This is a genomic window from Massilia aquatica (assembly GCF_011682045.1).
Classification (GTDB): Bacteria; Pseudomonadota; Gammaproteobacteria; order Burkholderiales; family Burkholderiaceae_D; genus Telluria_A; species Telluria_A aquatica.
Genome location: NZ_VVIW01000007.1, coordinates 65,920 through 84,438, shown reverse-complemented (window position 1 = coordinate 84,438; position 18,519 = coordinate 65,920). Strand labels below are relative to the sequence as shown.

Here is an 18,519-nt window from a genome sequence, read left to right as displayed (position 1 = left end):
GTCAGAAGCGCTCGTAGTCGTGCAGGTAGCGCCACTGCCCGGACGGCAGGCTGGCCATCGGCACGCGGCCGATGCGCAGGCGCTTGATGCTGACGATGGAGAGGCCCACCAGGCGGCACATGTGCATCAGCTGGCCGGGCTTGACGCCCTTGAGCGCGAAACGCAGGCGCGTTTCGTTCTGCCAGCTGACCTTCATCGGCGCGATTTCCTTGCCGTTGAAGGTAAGCCCGTGATTGAGCAGCGCCAGGCCGCCTTCGCGGATATCGCCTTTGACTTCGACCACGAACTCCTGCTCGACGCGCGCGCCTTCGTCAATGAGTTTGCGCGCCACGCGGAAGTCCTGGGTGTACACCACCAGGCCGCTGGCCTTGGTCTCCAGCGGCGACGTCAACGTCAGGTTGGCCAGGTGGCGCTTGAGAAAACGCTGCTTGCCGTGTTCGGCCACCAGCAGGTTCTCTTGCGAGAGCAGGTTCAGGGCCGCTTCGGCATCCGAGTCCGCCCCGGCGCTGTAACCGGCCGGCTTGTGGAACAGGATGGTCACCGGCGCCAGTTCGACCAGCGTGGCCTCGGGATGGATGACGACGTCCTGCTCGTCGGCCACGCGCGCGCCGGCTTCTTCGACGACCACGCCGTCAACGCTGATCCATCCTCCGGCGATGTACTTGTCGGCTTCCGCGCGCGAGCACGGCATCATTTCGGAAACGCGCTTGGCGAGGCGGATGGTGGAATCGGTCATGAAGCTGGGTGCCAGTCTTTAAAAAATGTGGTGAATACGGCGACGACGCGCTCGACGTCGGCGGCCGTGGTATTGAGGTGCGTGACCAGGCGCGTATGCTGGCCGACGGTGGCGCGGATACGCTCGCGCGCGAGCGTCGCGCGCAAGCCGTCGCACGCGGCGGGTGGCACCTCGATGTAGAAAATATTGGTCTGCGGCGTGGCCACCTTGAGCTGGGCGATCCGCGCCAGTCCGGCGGACAGATTAGCCGCGTTGCTGTGGTCATCGGCCAGGCGCTGTACGTTGTGCTCGAGCGCGTACAGGCCAGCGGCGGCGATCATGCCGGCCTGGCGCATGCCCCCGCCAAGCATCTTGCGCCAGCGTTTGCCCTGTTCGATAAAGGTCTTGTTCCCCAGCAGGACCGAGCCGACCGGCGCGCCGAGGCCCTTGGACAGGCACACCGAGACGCTGTCGAAACCGGCGCAGGCGTCGCGCAGGCTGATGCCCTGCTTGACCGCGGCGTTGCAGATGCGCGCGCCGTCGAGGTGCGTGGCCAGGCCGCGCGCGTGTGCCAGCGAGGTGGCGGCCGCCATGTAATCGGCGCCGAGCACGCGCCCGCCGATGGTGTTTTCCAGCGCCAGCACGCGGGTGCGCGCGAAGTGCATGTCGTCCGGCTTGATGTAGGCGGCGATGTCGGCCAGTGCGATGCTGCCGTCCGGCTGGTTGGCGATTGGCTGCGGCTGGATGCTGCCCAGGACCGCGGCGCCGCCGCCTTCGTATTTATAGGTGTGCGCCTCCTGGCCGACCAGGTACTCGTCGCCGCGCGCGCAGTGCAGCAGCAGCGCGATCAGGTTGCTCTGCGTGCCGGACGGCGCGTACAGCCCGGCCTCGAAGCCGAATAGTTCGGCGGCCGTATCCTGCAGGCGGTTGACGGTGGGGTCGTCGCCGTACACGTCGTCGCCCACAGGCGCGCCGTGCATGGCGTCGCGCATGGCTTCACTGGGCTGGGTTACGGTGTCGCTGCGCAGGTCAATCCAGGAGGTGGCGTCGTGGCTCATGTCGTCGATTCGGCTTCGGCTAAATGCTGCGTGTAGAAACGCTCGCCCATTTCTTCGAGGCCGAGCGTGGCGAGGACTTCCTGCAAGCGCTCGGTGGGACGCTTGCGCGGCAGGTTCTTGTAGCTGGCGATGATCAACTCATTTTTCATCGAGTGTTCCCAGCCCACCAGCTCCGTCACGTTGACCTGGTAGCCGTGCGCTTCGAGCTGCAGGCAGCGCAGCACGTTGGTGACCTGGCTGCCGAATTCGCGCGTGTGCAGCGGGTGGCGCCAGATTTCGGTCAGCGCGCTCTTGCCCAGGTCCTTGCCCTTGTTCTTCTTGAGGACCGTGGCCACTTCGGCCTGGCAGCACGGTACCAGCACCATGAATTTGGCGCGCTTCTTGAGCGCGAAGTCGATCGCGTCGTCGGTGGCGGTATTGCAGGCGTGGAGCGCGGTGACGATGTCGATCTGTTCCGGCAGCTGGTCGGAACGGGTCGATTCGGCCACCGACAGGTTCAGGAACGACATGCCTGGAAAGCCGAGTTTTTGCGCCAGCGCAGTCGACTTCTGGACCAGCTCTTCGCGCGTCTCGATGCCGTAGATGCGCGAGCCGTCGTCCAGCCCCTTGAAGAACAGGTCGTACAGGATGAAGCCGAGGTAGGACTTGCCGGCACCATGGTCGACCAGCGAAATGGCGGCGTGGTCTTGCTGGATTTCCTTGAGCAGCGGCTCGATGAACTGGTACAGGTGGTTCACCTGCTTGAGTTTGCGGCGGCTGTCCTGATTGAGTTTGCCGTCGCGCGTGAGGATGTGCAGTTCCTGCAGCAGCGCGATCGATTGGCCCGGCCGGATCTCGGGCGCCAGCGTTTCAGCCGGCCTGGCCTTGTCTGCCGCAGCCGTATTTTCAGCGCGCTTCATCGATCCACGCCCCCTGTATCGCTTCAAGTACCTTCTCGCCGCCGCGCGTGCGGTCGTCGTCGAAGCCGTCGAGTTCAAGCACCCAGTTGTGCAGGTCGACGAAACGCACTGCGGCCGGATCGACCTCGGGGTATTTGTCGAACAGCGCTTCGGCAATCGCCGTAATGTCGCTCCATTTCATGGCACTCTCCCGATCAATGGTTCTTTTCGGCCGCATGATTGATCGTGTACTTCGGAATCTCGACCACCAGGTCTTCGGTTCCCACGATCGCCTGGCACGACAGGCGCGAGACTGGCTCCAGGCCCCATGCGCGGTCGAGCAGGTCTTCTTCTTTTTCTTCCGGCTCGTTGAGCGAGGCGTAGCCTTCGCGTACCAGCACGTGGCAAGTGGTGCAGGCGCAGACGCGGTCGCAGGCATGCTCGATTTCGATATCGTTTTCGAGCATGATGTCGCATACCGACTTGCCGGCCGGCGCCTCGATGACGGCGCCTTCAGGGCAGAAGACGGGATGGGGAAGGAATACGATTTGGGGCACGGTGATTGTCCTGGTAGTGTGTTCATGGGACCCGGGCTTGCCGGGTCCGGGGTGTTCAGACTTCGTCGAGCGTTTTGCCAGCCAGCGCGCTACGCACGCTCTGGTCCATGCGGCGCGACGCGAATTCTTCGGTGCCGTGGGCCAGCGCGTCGACGGCGCCATGCAGGGCAGCCTGCCTGGCGGCGATATCGCCCTCTTCCACGCTGGACGCGGCCAGCGCGGCGCGCACGCCGGCCATCAGCGCGTCGACCGAGGCGCGTTCTTCGGTCGAGAGCAGCGCGGCGTCGCCGTCCAGGGCCGACTGCGTGGCCAGGATGATGCGCTCGGCCTCGACCTGTTCCTCACGCAGCGCGCGGCGCACCATGTCGCCCTCGGCGGAGGTGTACGAATCCTGCAGCATGCGCGCCACTTCATCGTCGGCCAGGCCGTACGATGGCTTGACGGTGATCGACGCTTCGACGCCGGAACGCGTTTCACGCGCCGACACCGACAGCAGGCCATCGGCATCGACCTGGTAGGTGATGCGGATGCGCGCCGCGCCCGCCACCATCGGCGGAATGCCGCGCAGCTCGAAGCGCGCCAGCGAACGGCAGTCCGACACCAGTTCGCGCTCGCCCTGCAGCACGTGCACCGCCAGCGCGGTCTGGCCATCCTTGAAGGTGGTGAATTCCTGGGCGCGGGCGCATGGAATGGTCGAATTGCGCGGGATGATCTTTTCGACCAAGCCGCCCATGGTTTCGATGCCAAGCGAAAGCGGGATCACGTCGAGCAGCAGCCAGTCGTCGCCGGCGGCGCGGTTGCCGGCCAGCAGATTGGCCTGGATGGCGGCGCCCAGGGCGACCACCTTGTCCGGATCGATGTTCGCGTGCGGGATGGTCTTGAAAAACTCGGTGACCGCGCGCCGTACGTGCGGCATGCGGGTGGCGCCGCCGACCATGACCACGCCATCGACATCGTCGACCGACACGGAGGCGTCGCGCATGGCTTTTTTGATCGCGGTCATGGTCTTGTTGACCAGGTGCTTGGTGATGTCGGTGAAGACTTCGGCGCTGACCTTGACGTGCACCATCTCGCCGGAATTGAGCATGGCGTCGACGGTGGTCACGGCGTTGGTCGACAGCAGTTCCTTGGCCTGGCGCGCCTTGACCATCAGGGTGGCCGTGTCTTCGTCCGACAAGGGGGCCAGCTTGGCCTGCTCGCAGATCCAGCAGAACAGGCGGTGGTCGAAGTCGTCGCCGCCCAGGGCCGAATCGCCACCGGTGGAGAGCACTTCGAACACGCCCTTGGACAATTTGAGGATCGAGATGTCGAAGGTGCCGCCGCCAAGGTCGTAGACGGCGAACACGCCTTCGGAGCCGTGGTCGAGCCCATAGGCGATGGCGGCGGCGGTCGGCTCGCTGAGCAGGCGCAGCACGTTCAGGCCGGCCAGCTGGGCCGCATCCTTGGTGGCCTGGCGCTGGGCGTCGTCGAAGTAGGCGGGCACGGTGATGACTGCGCCAACGAGTTCGTCGCCGAGCGAGTCTTCGGCGCGCTGGCGCAGGGTGGCGAGGATCTGGGCCGAGATTTCAACCGGGCTTTTGACGCCGGCCACGGTCTTGAGCTGCACCATGCCGGGCGAATCCTGGAAATCGTAAGGCAGGTTTTCGGCGTAGGCGATGTCGGCCAAGCCGCGCCCCATGAAGCGCTTGACCGAGACGATGGTGTTCTTCGGATCGGTGGTCTGGTGGGCCTGGGCCTTGTAGCCGATGTTGGCGTGGCCGTTCGGCAGGTAGCGCACGATGGAAGGCAGGAGCGGACGGCCTTCTTCGTCGCTCAACACTTCGGGACTGCCGCTGCGCACAGTGGCGACCAGCGAATTGGTGGTGCCCAGGTCGATGCCGATGGCCAGCCGATGCTGGTGCGGCGCGGTCGACATGCCGGGTTCTGAGATTTGCAAAAGTGCCATGTGATTACCGATTTCTTTTTATGTGCAAATGCCCCGTCTTCAGCTTGCAAGCTCGGAACCCTGTTACCTCTGAGCAGAGGTGCTATGGGTTCCCGCCTGCGCGGGAAAGACGAGGTAGACGCGGAGCATGGAAAAGCAAGCGTATGCCTTGCGCAAGCGTCCAACGACCTGACTATTGCTCCAGCGCGTCAAAGGCAAAGCTGAGTTCTTCACCGAATTTTTCCAGAAACATCAGCGCCCTCACCCCCTGCGCCGCCTGCTCGTAATCGCCCGTGTCGAGCTGCCCGCCGATCTGGACCAGGCGCGCTTTGCGCTCCTGTTTGACCTGCTCGTCGAGTTCTTCCAGCGCGCCGAGATCCTTGCCCGCGCGCGCGTCGCCGAGCGCTTCGCGCCATTCCATCTGCTGCATCAGGAACGCCATCGGCATGGCCGTGTTCGATTCCGTCTGCAAATCAACGCCGTTCTGCTCGCACAGATACTGGGCGCGCTTCTGCGGGTTTTTCAGGGTCTGGTAAGCCTCGTTGGCGCGGGTGGCCCATTGCATGGCGACACGTTTTTCAGCGTCGGTGGCATTGACGAAGCGGTCGGGGTGCACCTGGCCCTGGACGTCGCGGTAGGCGGCATCGAGGGCGCCCGTGTCGAGCGAGAAACGGGGCGGCAGGTTGAAGAGGTCGAAGTGATTCTGCATGGGTGCGGCTACCTGACCGAGGTCAGATGCGGAAGCTTTCGCCGCAACCGCACTCGTCCTTGACGTGCGGATTGTTGAAGCGGAAGCCTTCGTTCAAGCCCTCGCGCGTGAAGTCGAGCTCGGTGCCGTCGATGTACGGCAGGCTTTTCGGGTCGACGAAGACCTTCACGCCATGCGACTCGAAGACATTGTCTTCGGCCGCCGCTTCATCGACATATTCGAGCTTGTAGGCCAGGCCCGAGCAGCCCGTGGTGCGCACGCCAAAACGCAATCCAACACCCTTGCCGCGACGTTCAATGAAGCGGTTGATGTGCTTGGCTGCTTTTTCGGTCAGTGTGATTGCCATGTTTCCCTCCGCGAGTACAACTTGTAATTCAACCTCAGGCGACGGCCGGATGCTTGGTCTTGTAGTCCAGTACGGCCGCCTTGATCGCGTCTTCCGCCAGGATCGAGCAGTGAATCTTGACCGGCGGCAGCGCCAGTTCTTCGGCGATCTGGGTGTTCTTGATCGACAGCGCCTGGTCCAGGGTCTTGCCCTTGACCCATTCGGTCACCAGCGACGACGAGGCAATCGCCGAGCCGCAGCCGTAGGTCTTGAATTTTGCGTCTTCGATCAGGCCATCGGCGCCGACCTTGATCTGCAATTTCATCACGTCGCCGCAGGCCGGGGCGCCGACCATGCCGGTGCCGATCGTTTCGTCGCCCTTGTCGAAGGCGCCGACGTTACGTGGATTTTCGTAGTGGTCCAACACTTTGTCCGAGTATGCCATGGTAAAACTCCTGAATATTCAATACGGTTAGTGGGCTGCCCATTGGATCGAACTGATGTCGATGCCTTCTTTGAACATGTCCCACAGCGGCGACAGTTCGCGCAGCTTGTGGACTTTCGACTTGAGCAGGTCCACTGCGAAGTCGATGTCGGCTTCGGTCGAAAAACGGCCGATGGTAAAACGGATCGAGCTGTGCGCGAGCTCGTCGCTACGGCCCAGGGCGCGCAGCACATACGATGGCTCCAGGCTGGCCGACGTACAGGCCGAACCGGACGAGACGGCGATATCCTTGATCGCCATGATCAGCGACTCGCCCTCGACGTAGTTGAAGCTCACGTTCAGGTTGTGCGGCACGCGGTGTTCCATGTCGCCATTGATATAGGTTTCTTCGATCTCTTGCAGGCCTTTGGCGAGACGATCGCGCAGGGCGGTCACGCGCGCCAGTTCGCTGTCCATCTCTTCCTTGGCGATGCGGAACGCTTCGCCCATGCCGACGATCTGGTGGGTGGCCAGGGTGCCCGAACGCAGGCCGCGCTCATGACCGCCACCGTGCATCTGCGCTTCGAGGCGCACGCGCGGCTTGCGGCGCACGTACAGGGCGCCGATGCCTTTCGGACCGTAGGTCTTGTGCGCGGTAAAGGTCATCAGGTCGACCTTGCTGTTGGCCAGGTCGATCTGCACCTTGCCGGTCGCTTGCGCGGCGTCGCAGTGGAAAATGATGCCTTTCGAGCGGCACAGGGCGGCCAGTTCTTCGATCGGCTGGATCACGCCGATTTCGTTGTTGACCAGCATGACCGAGACCAGGATCGTGTCTGGACGGATGGCCGCTTCGAGCTGGGCGACCGTGATCAGGCCGTTGTCTTGCGGCTCAAGGTAGGTGGCGTCGAAACCGACGCGTTCCAGCTCGCGCACGGTGTCGAGCACGGCTTTATGCTCGGTCTTGACGGTGATGATGTGCTTGCCCTTGGTCTTGTAGAACTGGGCCGCGCCCTTGATCGCCAGGTTGTTGCTTTCGGTCGCGCCGGAAGTCCAGATGATCTCGCGCGGATCGGCGCCGACCAGCGCGGCGACGTGCACGCGCGCTTCCTCGACCGCCGCTTCCGCGGTCCAGCCGTACATATGGCTGCGCGAAGCCGGATTGCCGAACTGCTCGCGCAGGTAAGGAATCATTTTGTCCGCGACGCGCGGATCGATCGGCGTGGTCGCCGAGTAATCCATGTAGATCGGGAAATGCGGGGCAGTCACGAAAGCCTGCTCGAGGTTTTTGTCCAAAGGCGCGTTCATCAAATCACTCCAATATGCTTCAATTTTGTCCGACGGCGGCGTGCGGGCGGTGTACGTGCACGACGTTTTGTTCAGAATTCTTTTGTTTCTGCTGGTCGACCAGGTCTTGCAGCGAGACCGAATCGAGATAGTCGACCATCTTTTCGTTGAGCGTGGCCCACAGTTCGTGGGTCATGCAGCGGGTGCCGGTGGCCGCATCGGCGCCGTGGCAATTTTCTTTGCCGCCGCACTGGGTCGCGTCGAGCGGCTCATCGACGGCGATGATGATGTCGGCCACGGTCACCTTGTCGGCGCGGCGGGCCAGGCTGTAGCCGCCGCCCGGACCGCGGATCGACTCGACGATCTCGTGACGGCGCAGCTTGCCAAACAATTGCTCCAGGTACGAGAGCGAAATGGCCTGGCGCTGGCTGATGCCCGACAGCGTGACGGGACCCTTGCCCTGTCGCAGGGCAAGATCGATCATCGCAGTTACAGCAAAACGGCCTTTTGTGGTCAGACGCATCACAACCCCGGTCACAGTGGTAAAATATTGCCTCGTTTCAATCAACACAACTTGACGCGGACTGCCATCAAAGACCTGATTAGTTGATCGAATTAGTCAAGTATACCAAAGATGGGACATCTTGTCTTGGGACGCCCTTTTTGCCCACCGGTGCCGGCGCGGCATGGCGCGCCGGGCTGGCGGTGGCTGCGCCTGCCCAGGTTCAGCCGCGCTTACCTGGCCGCTGCGCAGTTGGCGCTCTTGTCGAGCGTCATGGGTACCACTTTCGCCCTCCCCTCCGACATGTCGATCCGGCCCAGCGCCACCCAGCAGAGACCATCTGCCACCCCGGTTGACATCTCATAGTCGATGCCCTGGTCGGGAACGAAGGTATAGCTTGGAAAAGGGCAGGTGAAATCGTTGACGCGCGTAACGGACATATAACCGGCCTGGAGGGCGACTGGCTGGCCTGGCGTCAACACAAATTCCCTGTAGGCCGCCTTGCTCAACAACGGCCCCATGCGCGCCTTCATGGCTTCGAGGCTTGGCGTTTCGGGGATGCCGATCGACACCGCAGCGTTGCTGCGGAACATGCCAGCCTGCCTGCTGGCATTGTTGGTCGCAATCACACCATCACCGTGCGGGCAGGTGCTGTTACGGTAGAAGCGCACGTCCACCCTGGCGTCGTCAATGATGCGCAGGCGCGTGTGCACCCGTGCTTTGCGGGCGGCGCGGGCCGTGGGAGCGGCTTGCCCGGCTGGCGTCGCCTGCTCGGTCGGCGCCGGCGCATCCTGGGCCGCGCTGGCCAGGCCGGCGCTGCCCAAAGTCAACAAGCCCATCGCGAGCAGAAGTTTGTTCATGTCATGCATTCCTTACAGGCAGGCTGGGGCAAGCGCTGCGGGTCACTGGGCGTCGGCGCGCAGCAACTGCATCGGCCCGAACAGCTCCTGCATGCCAGCGTGCTGGATGAATGACAAATTATACGGATGCTCAGAACTCAATTGCGGAAAATTCTTAGTCTCTGGCAATTTTTGTAGTTGTTCTGCAATTTTCCCCCACAAAACCAGGGTTGGCTTGGGTTCGCGGCCCGCCAGCGCCGCCATGACGGTTTGCAGGAACGGCAGCCAGGCGCGCGCATCGACGACCGGCGGCACGTGCGCGCGGAACACCAGTGACGCGTTGAGCAGCAGAAAGCCCTGGCGCGTCAGATTCTGCTGCAACTCGGCCAGGGTCTGGATGCTGCCGCTCTCTGGCGCCGCCGCTGCGGCCGCCACTGGCGCCAGCGCGGCGCCCCCGGTGTCGGCTGGGTCCAGCTGGCCATCGGCCACCAGCAGCAGCTTCATGAAATTGCGCAGCGAGGTTGCCTTGTTGACCGGCTTGGACAGCCCGCTCTCGGCCCACAGCTTGCCGACGGCACCATCCATGAAGCAGACGCCGGTGGCGCTTTCGGCGCGCGGATACGGCCCCTCGCCCACCAGCACGTAGCGCACCTGGTCGAGCGGCAAGGCAAAGGCGGCGAACAGGCGCTGTTCTGTGGGCAAGTAGTTGTCGGCGGCCAGGGTCGGCAGGTACAGGGGTTCGGCGCGCATGACCGCGTCGAGCCCCTGGCGCAGGATCGGCTGCCAGGACAGGTCGGCACGCGAGACGGCGTCGAGGATGGCGGGAGGAATGGGTTGGACGGACATCGGGAACCTGCCGGTAAAAGGGAGGATTGTAGCCGACAGCGCTTCCGGCACCGCTCCGAAAGATGCAATTTCAACCACGCGGCCCTTTTTTGCGAAAACGTGCATGATGCTGCCAACCCAATCGGGATGAATAGCAACTTAACAATTTTAGCTTTGGAGACTTACATGCAAACCATTCAAGACGTCATGACCCGCGATGTTCAACACGTTTCGCCGGAAGACAGCGTTCACCGCGCCGCGCAGATCATGAAAGAATTCAATATCGGCTCCGTGCCGGTGGTGGACGGCGACAAGCTGGTCGGCATGATCACCGACCGCGACATCACCGTGCGCTCCACCGCAGCCGGTAAAGCGCCGGAAACGAGCAGCGTTGGCGATTCCATGAGCACCGAAGTGCGCACCTGCTACGCGACCCAGTCGGTCGACGACGTGCTGACCCAGATGGGCGACGTGCAGATTCGCCGCGTACCGGTCGTGGACCAGCAATCGCACTCGCTGGTCGGCATCGTCTCGCTGGGCGACATGGCAACCAAGCAAACGAGCGGCATCGGCCAGGCGCTGCAGGAAATCTCGTCGCCAACCGACGCTGCCGCCAAATAAGTCAGCTTGACGCTTGCAGCAGGCGGGCCATGCGCCTCGCCTCCTGCAAGGTGATCGCTGGCGCATCATACGCATGGCCGCCGCAGCCAGATAGCTTCAGCGCCAGCCATGTTCACCGTTACACCCGCTACGGCCATCCTGCCGCACGACGCCGCGTTTGCTGTTGCAAGTCCCTCCCCAGCATCATGCCGCACTGCGCCCCATCGCTTCGAGCGCGCCGACCCATTTGTCCACCGCCTGCCGCTCCGGATCGCCCACCATGCCGATCAGGGTATCGCGTACCGGCGCCACGCCCACCAATCCCAGAATATTACGTTTGAGCGACTTGACGCTGTGCGCCCGAAAATACCAGCGATACAGCATCGCCGGCATGCCCATCGTCACTACCACCCGCGCCGATCGCCCGGACAAGCCCTTTGCCCCCAACGGATGCGTGCGCTCGCCCGGAAACGCGAAACTAGGCCGCGCCACCTGCTCCAGAAAGCCTTTGAGCAAGGCGGGCATGTCTCCCAGCCATAGCGGGAAGAACAACACCATGTGCTGGGCCCAGCGGATGTCATCCTGCGCCTGTTGCAATCCGGGCGGCAGCGGGCCGTGCTCCCACTCGTCCTGGCTGCGCAGGAGGGGGAAGTCGAGCGCGGCCACCTGCGTCTGCCGCACCTCGTGCCCGCCCCTGGCCGCGCCCTGCCGGTAGGCGCCCGCGAGTGCGTGGCACAGATGGCCTTGCGCAATATCGGGATGGCCCTGGATGAGCAGGATGCGCTTAGGCACGGCGCCACCCCCGCATGCGACCGCCCACGGGGGCAGTGCCCTGCCCCGGCGCAGTGAATTGAACCTGCTTGATCATATTTGCCTTCCCGGCACGGCAAACAATCGGCTGGCCTGTTTGCTGGCCTGTTTGCTGGCCTGTTTGCTGGCCTGTTTGCTGGCCTGTTTATATGACCGCACCAGCGCCAGCTTGGTTCCCGGATTTTTGATATGGTCTTGCGTACCGATCTGCTCCTGTTGCGCGCGCGGCGCAGCAGCTATGCTCGAAGGAATCGGGGCGCGTGCCCCGCGCGCTGCATCGAAAGGAGAGCAACATGCTTGACAAGAATCTTGGCCCGGCCACCGAACGGTCTTTTCTCGCGACCCTGGCGGCAATCGCCTGGTCGTTCGTGGGCCTGCGCCGCAAGGCGGACTTCGACCGCGACGTGACGGCCCTCAATCCCGTGTATGTGATTCTGGCCGGCCTGATCGGCGTGGCGCTGTTCATCGCCACCCTGGTCGGCGTGGTGGCCTTCGCCACCCGCTGACTCCGCCTTACTCGGCGTCGGGCTGGCGCGAAGGATGCGCCTCGGCAAACGCCGGCAGCGCCGCACACATGGCGTCGATGCGGGCAATGGTGGGATACGGCGCCAGATCCACGTGAAAACGGCGCGCATTGAACACTTGCGGCACCAGGCAGCAGTCGGCCATGGTCGGCGTATCGCCGTGGCAAAAACGCCCCGTGTCCGGCGAATTGGCCAGATGCGCCTCAATCGCGGCCATGCCCTCGCGCAACCAGTGCACGTACCACTCGGTCTTGGCTTCTTCCGGCAAGCCGACCTGGTGCACCAGATGGCGCAGCACGCGCAGGTTGGTCAGCGGATGAATGTCGCAGGCCACCATCAGCGCCAGCGAACGCACCCTTGCCCGTCCCAGCGCATCGCGCGGCAGCAGGGCCACTTGCGGATGCACTTCTTCCAGGTATTCCAGGATTGCAATCGACTGCGTCAGGGTGGCGCCCTTGTCCTGCAGGCTCGGCACCAGCCCGCTCGGATTGATGGCCAGATACTCAGGGGCCAGTTGCTCGCCGCCATTGCGCAGCAGATGCACCGGCACCGCCTCGTAACCGACGCCTTTCAGATTCAGCGCGATGCGTACGCGGTACGCCGCCGAACTGCGGAAATAGGTGTACAGCTTCATGGCCGGCGCTCCTCGTACACGGCCACGGTCTGGTCGATGGCGCCAAAGATGCTGGCCCCGGCGGCATCGAACATCTCGATGCGCACGCTGTCGCCGAATTTGAGGAACGATGTTTTGGGTGCGCCATGCTCGATGGTTTCGTACATGCGCACTTCGGCCAGGCAGCAGTAGCCAACGCCGCCGTTGTCGATGCTCGACCCGTGCAGATTGCCCTGCTTGTTCGACACCGTACCCGAACCGATGATGGTGCCGGCCGCCAGCTCGCGCGTTTTGGCCGCATGTGCCACCAGTTGCGCGAAGTTGAAGGTCATGTCGTTGCCCGCGTTCGGCTTGCCGAAAGGCTTGTCGTTGATCTGCACGTTGAGCGGCAGGCGCAGCTTGGTGTCCTGCCATGCGTCACCGAGTTCATCCGGCGTGACGCACACCGGCGAAAATGCGCTGGCCGCTTTCGACTGGAAAAAGCCAAAACCCTTGAGCAGCTCGTTCGGAATCAGGTTGCGCAGCGACACATCGTTGACCAGCATCACCAGACGCACGGCAGCCGCGCTACGCTCGACGCTGGCGCCCATCGGCACGTCGCCAGTGATGACAGCCACTTCCGCTTCCAGGTCGATGCCCCACTCCTCGGACAGGGCATAAATCGGGTCGCGCGGGCCGATGAAGGAATCCGAACCGCCCTGGTACATCAGCGGATCGGTGTAGAACGAGGCAGGAACCTCGGCGTTACGGGCTTTTCGCACCAGTTCGACGTGGTTGATATAGGCTGAACCGTCAGCCCACTGATAGGCGCGCGGCAATGGCGAGTGGCACAGCGCCTCGTCGAAGGGTTGCGCGTCCCAGGTCGCGTTATCGTTCAGCGCGGTGTAGACGCCCTGCAGGCGCTCGAGCACATCATCCCAGTGATCGAGCGCGAACTGCAAGGTAGCGGCGATCTTGGGTACTTTTTGGTAGCGCGACAGGTCGCGGCTGACGACCACCAGCGAGCCATCACGCCCGCCTGTTTTCAGTGTTGCAAGTTTCATGTGTGCCTTAGTGTTGGTCCGCTGGAGTTTTTTCGTGCATCCAGGCCGCATGTTTCGGCGCCTTGCGGGTCTGCGACCACTCGTTGAGCATGTCCCATTTGACGGCGTCGAGCTTCTGTTGCATCTCGGGTGTGGCGGTATTGACGGCCAGCTCCAGGCGGTGCCCGTTCGGATCGAAAAAATAAATCGACTTGAAGATGGTGTGGTTGGTCGGGCCGATGACCTCGATGCCGTCCGCTTCAAGGCGCGCCTTGGCAGCGAGCAACTCGTCCATCGAACCGACTTCCAGGGCCAGGTGCTGGACCCAGGCCGGGGTGTTTTCGTCGCGTCCCATCGGCGCCTGGCTCGGCAGCTCGAAAAAGGCCAGCACATTGCCCATGCCGGCATCGAGGAAAACGTGCATGTACGGGTCGGGCGCGCCGGTCGACGGCACCTGGTCTTCGGCAATCGCCAGTACGAACTCCATGTTGAGGTACTTGACGTACCACTCGACTGTTACTTTGGCATCCTTGCAGCGGTAGGCTACGTGGTGAATCCTGGTGATTTTCATGCTGTGCTCCCCTGTTGATTCTTCTATTAGAGTGCAAAACGAACTATCATTCAAACAATATTTTCAACGCGATTTATCAGATTATCCTATGAATCCCACCTTGCGCCAGATGCGCGCCCTTGTCGCGCTTGCCAAAACGGGCAGTTTTACCCTGGCGGCCGAGTATTTGCACGTGACCCAGGCCGCGCTGTCGGGCCTGATCAAGGAGCTGGAACTGACGCTGGGCGTACGCGTGGTCGACCGCAGCACACGCCGCATTGCCCTGACCGACGTCGGACGCGAACTGACGCCCCTGTTTTCCAAGATGATAGACGACCTCGACGGCGCGCTGCTCGACATCGCCAGCCAGACGCGCCTGAAAAAAGGCGTGGTGCGGATCGCCGCGCCGCAATTGATGTCGTGCACTTTGCTGCCGCAAGTGATTGCCGCTTACCGCAAGCTGTATCCGGAAATCCAGGTGCGCCTGGTCGATTGCGCGGTCGAGAACGTGACGGCGCGCGTGTTCAGCGGCGAGGTCGACTGCGGCATCGGACCGGAGCGCGATCCGACCGCGCAGATCGAGGCGACAGTGCTGTTTGACATGCCCTTCGTGCTGGTGTTTCCGCAGCAGCACGCGCTGGAGCAGCGCGAACGGGTAACGTGGTCGGACCTGGCGGCGCACCCGTTCATTGCGCTGCAGGGGCAGTTCACCGAGCGCCTGCTGAGCGACATGCACCATTCGCTGCGCGACGTGCCGCTCAACCCGGTCAATGAAGTCACCTTCATGACCACCGCGCTGGCGATGGTCAGCGCCGGCCTGGGCGTGACCGTGTGCCTGCCATATGCGGAACCGCTGGTGCGCCTGCATCAGCTGCACATGCGCCAGTTGCACGAGCCGGAACTGACGCGGCGCTTTTTTGTGTACACGCGCGACAAGCGCTCGCTCTCGCCGGCGGCCGAGAGTTTTATTGCCTTCCTGTTCAAGTTCGTCGAGTCGCACGACTGGAACATTCCGCTGGTACACGCTCAGCCAGCATCGTAGACAGTGGATGGGCGCCGCGCGCGGGCCGCGCGCGAGCCGGCAGTAACGCAGGCGCCCCGGATGCCGGCCGCTGCACCGATGGCGCAGCGCCCCTATAATTGATGCTCGCTTCCAACGGAACCTGCCCATGTCCTTTAACACCATCGCCATCAACCAGCGCATGGATCAATTCGACGGTCACCATCGCGTGTGGCTGTTCGGCTACGGCTCGCTGATCTTCAAGGCGGACTTTCCGTACATCGAGCGCCGGCCGGCGACCATTAGCAATTGGACCCGGCGCTTCTGGCAAGGTTCGCACGATCACCGCGGCACTGAAACGGCGCCGGGGCGCGTCGCCACCCTGGTGGCCCAGGCGGGGGCGGTTACCGCCGGCATGGCGTACCTGATCACGCCCGAAGTGTTCACCCACCTGGACCACCGCGAAAAAAACGGCTACCTGCGCCTGGCGATCGACATCCGCTTCGACGATGGCAGCAGCGAGCTGGGCCTGGTCTACATTGCGACCGAAGACAATGAAGCCTTCCTCGGCGAAGCCAGCGAATTCGATATCGCCCTTCAGATCGCGCGCTCGCACGGCCCCAGCGGCGCCAACCGCGACTACCTGATCGATCTGGCGCACGCGCTGCGCGAACTGGGCATGGAAGACGCGCATGTGTTTGACATTGAGCGGCATTTGATCGAGATGAGTGAATAGCCGGACAAACAAGGTCGCGACAAAAAGGTCCAACAACAAAAGCCCCGGACCACCGGTACTATCCAAAAAAATCAAGCTGCCTGGTCCCACTGCCGCACTGCTTGACCGGCGCCGTCGGTACCACCCGCAGCCGCTTGAAGCGCGAGGCGTCAAGTTGCGCAAAGCGCCCGCTCGTCGCATTCATGCCCAGCCGCTCCACGGCCTTGACAAAACGCTGGCGTACCAGATCGGCCCAGACGCCCTCCTCGTGCATGCGCTTGCTGAAGTGGCTGTCGTAGTCTTTGCCTGCGCGCATCTTGCGCACCCGGTTCCTTACCCGCTGCGCACACTAGGCGACGGGGCAGTTGGATTTGTTTTCGCAGCTTCCCCTGACGGGGTTTGCCACTGGGAGGTTTTTGCCCTTCATTGACCGCGCGATGCGGGGGTGCATCGTCACGGAATATTCTAGAGGATGCACACAAAATATGATCACCCACATGGAATATTGTTTGCTAATATTGCAAAAACATCAAGCTTGAAATTCCGCTCGTACGCCAACGCATGCCCCCACGATTTCCACGATTCTTACCGTTTTCTTTAAGAGATTGACATGCCCGACATTCACGACATTGCACGCGAAATCTTTGAAGCCCAGCCGTTCAGCCAATTCCTGGCGGCCAAGCTCGTCAGCACCGGGCCGACCGAAGCGGAAATCCGCATCGACATCACTGACAATCTGAAACAGCAGCATGGTTTCGTTCATGGCGGGGTGGTCAGCTACCTCGCCGACAACTCCATTACCTTCGCTGGTGGCGTAGCGCTCGGCGGCAATGCCCTGACATCCGAGTACAAGATCAACTACGTCAGACCCGCCACGGGAACGCATCTGATCGCTCGTGCCCAGGCAAAGAGCGTCGGGAAGCGCCAGGCCGTTTGCTCGGCGGAGATCTATGCGGTGCAAGACGGGGTGGAGAAAATCTGTGCTATCGCACAAGGCACCGTGGTGCGCAGTGACTAAGTAAGTGTGCAGAAATTATTGTGATTTATAGCGAACAGAAGCGGATGCATTGCAAGGGGCACGCCGCGACGCAGCGCGAGCACTGCTAGCGGTGGGCAACGCGGCAAGGCGCCACTTATGGAAGCTAGAAATCGCAAGAATTTATTCGCACTTACTTAAGCTAGCAATTTCTCGTGGCCGCGGGACTTGATCCGATCCCCGCGTTCGCACAGCTATACGGGCCGGTGGAAAAATCAAGCTGCAACGAATTCGATATTCTCCGGGACAGGCGACGGTGGCGGCGCCGGGCGCATTGCGCCACGCGTGCGCCGTGTTGCCCTGCATGCGCCAGGTTGACGCACGCATGGCGCAATGCGGCCGTCGGTCTTTTACGCCCTGCACGCCTGTTGGCGTTGTTGTGCTGCTGATAGCGCAGCTCAGGAAAACAAATCCAGCTGGCCGGTGGCGTTGCCGCATTGTTTGGGCGTGGCCGGGGGAACGATGATCGGCTTCTTGAAGCGTGACGTGTCCAGCTCGCCAAACCGCCCGCTGGTCAGGTTCATGCCCAGCCGGTCTACCGCCTTGATGAAGCGTTGCCGGATCAGGTCGGCCCAGACGCCCTCCCCGTGCATGCGCTTGCTGAAGTCGCTGTCGTAGTCTTTGCCTGCGCGCATCTCGCGCACCCGGTTCATTACCCGCTGCGCCCGCTCGGGAAAGTGTGCCCGCAGCCATTCCTGAAACAGGGGGTTGACCTCCCATGGCAGGCGCAGCACGACGTAGTGCGCGCTCACTGCCCCGGCGTCGCGCGCAGCTTCCAGCACGCGTTCGAGGTCGGGCTCGGTGACGAAGGGAATCACCGGCGCCACGCTGACCCGCACCGGGATGCCGGCGTCTGTCAGCCGCCGGATCGTGCGCAGGCGCCGCGCCGGGGTTGCCGCGCGCGGCTCCAAGGTGCGCGAGATGGCGGGGTCGAGCGTGGTTACCGTGACTGCCGCAATCGCCTGGTTTTTGGCGGCCATGGCGGCGATCAGGTCGATGTCGCGCTCGATCAGCGAGGACTTGCTGATCAGCGCGACGGGATGCTCGCAGTCGTGCAGCACTTCCAGCACGCGCCGCGTAATGCCCAGTCCGCGCTCGCACGGCTGGTAGGCGTCGGTATTGACGCCTACCGCGATCGGTTCGGGCACGTAGGACGGCCTGGCCAGCTCGCGCCGCAGCAGTTCGGGCGCGTTGACCTTGGCGAACAGGCGGCTTTCGAAGTCCAGCCCCGGCGACAGGCCCAGATAGCTGTGGCTTGGCCGTGCAAAGCAGTAAATGCAGCCGTGCTCGCAACCGCGGTAGGGATTGAGCGACACATTGAAGGGAATGTCGGGCGAGCTGTTGCGGCTCAGGATGGTCCTGGCGAATTCGTCGGTGACCTGGGTGCGGAACGGCGCCGGGGTGTCGTCCTCGTCGTCGGCATGCACCCAGCCATCGTCGAAGCGCTCGCGCGCATTGACCTCGAAGCGGCCCTGCAGGTTGGTGACGGCGCCGCGCCCCTTGTGCGCCGCAAGCGGACGCGGCGGGAGCATGACGCTTTCTTCAAATTCCTTGTCGCGATCGGTCACCGGAACACCCATTTAACTGTATAAACATACAGTATACTACG

The 18,519-nt window shown here is 62.9% G+C and carries 24 protein-coding genes; 5 read left to right on the top strand and 19 right to left on the bottom strand.

Annotation, left to right across the window (positions count from 1 at the left end; translation table 11 throughout):
* Window position 1 precedes the first annotated feature (1 nt).
* From F1609_RS14345 to F1609_RS14285, 13 genes are all read right to left on the bottom strand, one after another.
* Window positions 2-736, bottom strand: a complete 735-nt coding sequence (locus tag F1609_RS14345) for an rRNA pseudouridine synthase (protein WP_167077099.1) — start codon at window positions 734-736, stop codon at window positions 2-4.
* On the bottom strand, window positions 733-1,773 hold the full coding sequence (ltaE, locus tag F1609_RS14340) for a low-specificity L-threonine aldolase (protein WP_167077098.1): 1,041 nt from the start codon (window positions 1,771-1,773) through the stop codon (window positions 733-735). The genes F1609_RS14345 and ltaE overlap by 4 nt, the downstream gene beginning before the upstream one ends.
* Window positions 1,770-2,672 (bottom strand): class I SAM-dependent methyltransferase, encoded by a 903-nt coding sequence (locus F1609_RS14335; protein ID WP_167077097.1) that lies wholly within the window; start codon window positions 2,670-2,672, stop codon window positions 1,770-1,772. Before F1609_RS14335 ends, ltaE begins: the two co-directional genes overlap by 4 nt.
* Complete coding sequence (gene iscX / locus F1609_RS14330) at window positions 2,659-2,853, bottom strand: Fe-S cluster assembly protein IscX (protein WP_167077096.1); 195 nt, start codon at window positions 2,851-2,853, stop codon at window positions 2,659-2,661. The genes F1609_RS14335 and iscX overlap by 14 nt, the downstream gene beginning before the upstream one ends.
* Before the next feature lie 13 nt (window positions 2,854-2,866).
* Window positions 2,867-3,208, bottom strand: a complete 342-nt coding sequence (fdx, locus tag F1609_RS14325; RefSeq protein ID WP_166876655.1) for an ISC system 2Fe-2S type ferredoxin — start codon at window positions 3,206-3,208, stop codon at window positions 2,867-2,869.
* Window positions 3,209-3,263: 55 nt separating this feature from the next.
* A complete protein-coding gene (gene hscA, locus F1609_RS14320) occupies window positions 3,264-5,153 on the bottom strand; it encodes a Fe-S protein assembly chaperone HscA (protein ID WP_167077095.1) in 1,890 nt (629 codons plus the stop codon).
* Window positions 5,154-5,325: 172 nt separating this feature from the next.
* Entirely contained in the window at window positions 5,326-5,841 is a 516-nt protein-coding gene (gene hscB, locus F1609_RS14315; RefSeq protein ID WP_167077094.1) for a Fe-S protein assembly co-chaperone HscB, read from the bottom strand.
* Between the two features lie 22 nt (window positions 5,842-5,863).
* Window positions 5,864-6,187, bottom strand: coding sequence for an iron-sulfur cluster assembly protein IscA (gene iscA / locus F1609_RS14310; RefSeq protein ID WP_166876663.1), 324 nt, complete (start codon window positions 6,185-6,187; stop codon window positions 5,864-5,866).
* 34 nt (window positions 6,188-6,221) lie between these two features.
* The gene (gene iscU / locus F1609_RS14305; RefSeq protein WP_099876445.1) at window positions 6,222-6,611 is read right to left on the bottom strand and encodes a Fe-S cluster assembly scaffold IscU; all 390 of its coding nucleotides are present in this window, start codon (window positions 6,609-6,611) and stop codon (window positions 6,222-6,224) included.
* Between the two features lie 27 nt (window positions 6,612-6,638).
* On the bottom strand, window positions 6,639-7,895 hold the full coding sequence (locus F1609_RS14300) for an IscS subfamily cysteine desulfurase (RefSeq protein ID WP_167077093.1): 1,257 nt from the start codon (window positions 7,893-7,895) through the stop codon (window positions 6,639-6,641).
* 19 nt (window positions 7,896-7,914) lie between these two features.
* Window positions 7,915-8,397: a Fe-S cluster assembly transcriptional regulator IscR gene (gene iscR / locus F1609_RS14295; protein ID WP_166876672.1), complete on the bottom strand. Its 483-nt coding sequence runs from the start codon at window positions 8,395-8,397 to the stop codon at window positions 7,915-7,917.
* Between the two features lie 212 nt (window positions 8,398-8,609).
* On the bottom strand, window positions 8,610-9,236 hold the full coding sequence (locus F1609_RS14290) for a hypothetical protein (RefSeq protein ID WP_167077092.1): 627 nt from the start codon (window positions 9,234-9,236) through the stop codon (window positions 8,610-8,612).
* Between the two features lie 42 nt (window positions 9,237-9,278).
* Window positions 9,279-10,061: a uracil-DNA glycosylase family protein gene (locus F1609_RS14285; RefSeq protein ID WP_167077091.1), complete on the bottom strand. Its 783-nt coding sequence runs from the start codon at window positions 10,059-10,061 to the stop codon at window positions 9,279-9,281.
* A 165-nt stretch (window positions 10,062-10,226) separates the two neighbouring features.
* Here F1609_RS14285 and F1609_RS14280 point away from each other — a divergent pair, with 165 nt between their 5' ends.
* Window positions 10,227-10,661, top strand: a complete 435-nt coding sequence (locus F1609_RS14280; protein WP_167077090.1) for a CBS domain-containing protein — start codon at window positions 10,227-10,229, stop codon at window positions 10,659-10,661.
* A 183-nt stretch (window positions 10,662-10,844) separates the two neighbouring features.
* Here the strand turns inward: F1609_RS14280 and F1609_RS14275 are convergent, their stop codons facing one another.
* Window positions 10,845-11,432 carry an NAD(P)H-dependent oxidoreductase gene (locus F1609_RS14275; RefSeq protein WP_167077089.1) on the bottom strand — a complete coding sequence of 196 codons (588 nt, stop codon included), beginning with the start codon at window positions 11,430-11,432 and terminating at the stop codon, window positions 10,845-10,847.
* A 311-nt stretch (window positions 11,433-11,743) separates the two neighbouring features.
* Here F1609_RS14275 and F1609_RS14270 point away from each other — a divergent pair, with 311 nt between their 5' ends.
* Complete coding sequence (locus tag F1609_RS14270; RefSeq protein ID WP_167077088.1) at window positions 11,744-11,956, top strand: DUF2970 domain-containing protein; 213 nt, start codon at window positions 11,744-11,746, stop codon at window positions 11,954-11,956.
* A gap of 7 nt (window positions 11,957-11,963) precedes the next feature.
* Here the strand turns inward: F1609_RS14270 and maiA are convergent, their stop codons facing one another.
* Genes maiA through F1609_RS14255 form a run of 3 tightly spaced genes read right to left on the bottom strand, consistent with a single transcriptional unit; the run spans window position 11,964 to window position 14,180 of the window.
* Window positions 11,964-12,608 (bottom strand): maleylacetoacetate isomerase, encoded by a 645-nt coding sequence (gene maiA / locus F1609_RS14265; protein WP_167077087.1) that lies wholly within the window; start codon window positions 12,606-12,608, stop codon window positions 11,964-11,966.
* Complete coding sequence (locus tag F1609_RS14260; protein ID WP_167077086.1) at window positions 12,605-13,630, bottom strand: fumarylacetoacetate hydrolase family protein; 1,026 nt, start codon at window positions 13,628-13,630, stop codon at window positions 12,605-12,607. Before F1609_RS14260 ends, maiA begins: the two co-directional genes overlap by 4 nt.
* Window positions 13,631-13,637: 7 nt before the next feature.
* Window positions 13,638-14,180 carry a VOC family protein gene (locus tag F1609_RS14255; RefSeq protein WP_167077085.1) on the bottom strand — a complete coding sequence of 181 codons (543 nt, stop codon included), beginning with the start codon at window positions 14,178-14,180 and terminating at the stop codon, window positions 13,638-13,640.
* 88 nt (window positions 14,181-14,268) lie between these two features.
* On the opposite strand from F1609_RS14255, the gene F1609_RS14250 reads away from it, so the two are divergent.
* Together F1609_RS14250 and F1609_RS14245 are read left to right on the top strand one after the other, a co-directional pair.
* Entirely contained in the window at window positions 14,269-15,201 is a 933-nt protein-coding gene (locus F1609_RS14250) for a LysR family transcriptional regulator (RefSeq protein WP_167077084.1), read from the top strand.
* A 127-nt stretch (window positions 15,202-15,328) separates the two neighbouring features.
* Complete coding sequence (locus F1609_RS14245; protein WP_167077083.1) at window positions 15,329-15,895, top strand: gamma-glutamylcyclotransferase; 567 nt, start codon at window positions 15,329-15,331, stop codon at window positions 15,893-15,895.
* Between the two features lie 58 nt (window positions 15,896-15,953).
* On the opposite strand, the gene F1609_RS14240 is transcribed toward F1609_RS14245, so the two are convergent.
* Entirely contained in the window at window positions 15,954-16,190 is a 237-nt protein-coding gene (locus tag F1609_RS14240; RefSeq protein ID WP_187363026.1) for a radical SAM domain protein, read from the bottom strand.
* Window positions 16,191-16,484: 294 nt separating this feature from the next.
* Between F1609_RS14240 and F1609_RS14235 the strand changes: the two genes are divergently transcribed.
* Window positions 16,485-16,892 (top strand): PaaI family thioesterase, encoded by a 408-nt coding sequence (locus tag F1609_RS14235; RefSeq protein ID WP_167077082.1) that lies wholly within the window; start codon window positions 16,485-16,487, stop codon window positions 16,890-16,892.
* Between the two features lie 416 nt (window positions 16,893-17,308).
* Here the strand turns inward: F1609_RS14235 and F1609_RS14230 are convergent, their stop codons facing one another.
* Window positions 17,309-18,442 carry a PA0069 family radical SAM protein gene (locus tag F1609_RS14230; protein ID WP_167077081.1) on the bottom strand — a complete coding sequence of 378 codons (1,134 nt, stop codon included), beginning with the start codon at window positions 18,440-18,442 and terminating at the stop codon, window positions 17,309-17,311.
* Window positions 18,443-18,519: the final 77 nt, after the last annotated feature.